Source organism: Rhodococcus sp. ACS1 (assembly GCF_002300155.1).
Classification (GTDB): domain Bacteria; phylum Actinomycetota; class Actinomycetes; order Mycobacteriales; family Mycobacteriaceae; genus Rhodococcus_F; species Rhodococcus_F koreensis.
Genome location: NZ_NSDZ01000011.1, coordinates 1 through 2,732, shown reverse-complemented (window position 1 = coordinate 2,732; position 2,732 = coordinate 1). Strand labels below are relative to the sequence as shown.

3 protein-coding genes are annotated in these 2,732 nt (G+C 64.8%); 1 reads left to right on the top strand and 2 read right to left on the bottom strand.

Going from position 1 to position 2,732, the window contains the following annotated elements:
• Positions 1 to 241 precede the first annotated feature (241 nt).
• The gene (locus CJ179_RS41545) at positions 242 to 988 is read left to right on the top strand and encodes a glycoside hydrolase family 25 protein (protein ID WP_072945039.1); all 747 of its coding nucleotides are present in this window, start codon (positions 242 to 244) and stop codon (positions 986 to 988) included.
• A gap of 16 nt (positions 989 to 1,004) precedes the next feature.
• On the opposite strand, the gene CJ179_RS41540 is transcribed toward CJ179_RS41545, so the two are convergent.
• Together CJ179_RS41540 and CJ179_RS41535 are read right to left on the bottom strand one after the other, a co-directional pair.
• A complete protein-coding gene (locus tag CJ179_RS41540; protein ID WP_095865664.1) occupies positions 1,005 to 2,267 on the bottom strand; it encodes a hypothetical protein in 1,263 nt (420 codons plus the stop codon).
• A gap of 107 nt (positions 2,268 to 2,374) precedes the next feature.
• Positions 2,375 to 2,596 (bottom strand): hypothetical protein, encoded by a 222-nt coding sequence (locus CJ179_RS41535; RefSeq protein WP_218834909.1) that lies wholly within the window; start codon positions 2,594 to 2,596, stop codon positions 2,375 to 2,377.
• Positions 2,597 to 2,732: the final 136 nt, after the last annotated feature.

The following is a 2,732-nucleotide window of genomic DNA, read 5'->3' as shown; positions in this document are numbered from 1 at the left end:
GGGTCGTTCTCTTATCTGCTGGGAGCAGCGGGTGACGACTCGTGCTCCGGGGACCGACTACGGAAAAGCTCTAGTTAGGTTTGGGTAACCTATGGATTTGACTAAGGAAGAGTCGCATAACCTACCGCGGTGGTCAAATTTTCGGACAAAACAGACCGGGGGGATCGTTTCCCGTTCGCGTGTCCCGGCAACCCTCGTCATTGACCGGAACTGGGACGCCGCAACCACTACCCTCGGGCGCATGGCTATCGGGGTGAAGGTCCGAAGGTTCTCCAAGATCGCACCGCTACTGCTCGCCGGTGCACTCGCGGCCGCGGTGCCGGGGCATGCCGCAGCCGAACCCGTACGAGGTCCGGACGTGGCGTCGTGGCAACACCCGGGCGGGTCGCCGATCGACTGGTTCTCCGTCCGCAACGCAGGCCACGACTTCGCGATGGTGAAGGCCACCGAGAGCCTCAACTACGTCAATCCGTACTTCGTCCAGGACTGCCTCGCCATGCGCGTCGCCGGGGTCGCCCGCGGCGCCTACCACTACGCGGACCCCACCCAGTCTCCCGAAGCGCAGGCCGCCTTCTACTCGACCGTGGTCCTGGGTATCAACGGTCCGGGTGACATGCCCCCGGTCCTCGACATCGAGCACTCCGCCGGGCTGCCGCCCGCCGCGCTGATCGACTGGACGCACCGCTACCTCAACACGGTCCAATCGCTCACCGGCCGTCAGCCGATCATCTACACGTACCCGACCTTCTGGCGGACGGCGATGGCGAACACCAACGAGTTCGCCGGATACCCCCTGTGGATCGCCGACTACAACGGTCAGAACACGCCCGGTCCCCTCCCCGGCGGCTGGAGCAACTGGACGTTCTGGCAGTACACCAGCACCGGTCGCATCCCCGGCGTCAACGGCGACGTCGACCTCAACGTCTACAGCGGGGCGCAGGGCGACTTCGCGCGGTACTCCAACAGCGCGTCCCCCTTCGGTAGCTGACGGCCGACGGGCGCGATCAGCGGCAGGCCGGATTTCCGGGGAACGGGGTAACGCCCGCGCGGCAGCCGACGTCGGTCACGGCGGTCAGCCGCTCGACCGGTTCGCGGATCTCGAGCGCCGGCAGGAGGCCGTCGTTCAGGAGGGCGTTCTTCGTCGCGGGTGCCGTGGCGCGCGCATCCAGCGTTCCGCGTGCTCGCGCGAAGTTGACGAGTTCGTCGTACACCATCGACAACGCAGCCTCGGTCGTCTGGTCTTCCGGGTTCAGGCCGGCGAAGTCCACACCCGTCTCGTATTCGTGGCGGACCGCGTGCGGACCCTGATCGCAGGTGGGCTGATTCAGGTCGATGCGGAAGTCCTGCCCGGCGGGACCCGGCGGGGTGATCGTGCCGGCGTCGGTGCACACGTGGTGCGAGATGCGGTCACCGAGAGCGTGAAGGTAGATGCCGGTCCGGGCGTTCCAGGAATTCTCGCCGATCCACGAGTCGAACTGTGACGACAGGACGTTGTCGGTGATGACCTGCTGCCCGGTCATGTTCGTGAACGGGATGGCGGCCGGCGTCTCGAGACTGTACGTGCCGTTGATCGGGACCGGGTTCGCGTCTCCGTAACACGTTGCGCCCGTGCCATAGTCGCCGTTAACGGAGAGATTCGTGAAACCTCCCGTGCACAACGGCGCGTTGCTTCCCGGACCGGCCATGGCCCACGTCCGCAGGTGCGTGAGCATGATCTCGTGCCGCGGATCGTCGACGTTCGGTTGTAACCCGTTGGGCAGCGGATCCGCCGGCCCGCGCAACGTGGGCAGGAAGTGGAAGAGGAACCCGCCGGTGTCGAAGTGCGTGCGCACCAGGCCGCTGATGTCCTTGGTGGTCAGCGCGTCGGCGCCGGGGGCAGGCCGGCCGAAGAGGTCGCGTGGGACGAACGTGCCGAGGTCGGTCGCCTCGTCGTACGCCGCGATCCAGTACGCATCCTGTTCGGAGAAGCCGACAGTGCGGGCGATGATGTACGTCGAGTCCGAGTGCACGAGACTCCGTCCGCCGAGCGGGCGGCGCAACGTGAACCCGTAGCGGAGGAACGCCTCGGCGCCGCAGATCGGCGAGTTGGGATCGTCGAGTAGACATTCGGGGGGCAGTGGTGCGCAATTGTGCGGCGGGGCACCGTCCTCGGTGTAGCAAATATCCTCGGCAAATCCGTACACCGGTGGCGGTGACACGACGAAAGCGGCCGCGGTGAGCGTCAGCGCCACGAGGGTTCCACCGGCTCTTCGAGCGAATCTTCTCATCGAGGTGCACCTTTCGGTGAGGACGAGTATTCCCACATTAACACCGGGGAATACGCGCGCGGACCGGATTCGACGTGGGGTCGAAATCATCACCACCCGTGAAAGTTTCAGGACCCGATTCCACGTTCCGCCCACACCAGCCATTTGTCGTTCACTGCACTCGTCAGGTCGATGTCGTGAAAGCGGGCGAGCAGCAAGGTCTGGCAGAACACGTCGGCGACTTCGTGCCGGAAAGCCTCGTCCAGTTCTTCCGGTGATCGTCCTTTCTCCCGTGCCTGGCCTGTCATCATCAGAAAGGCCTGGGTCAGCTCGCCGACCTCTTCCTGCAACTTCAGAAGGAACCACGTTGCATCACGCTCGATGTCGAACCTCGCGGCATATACCTGTGAGAGCGCATCTGAAAACTCGAGGTAATCGGCGTGTGACTGGTGAGGAATGGGTGAACTCCTGGTAGGTCAGTAGGTG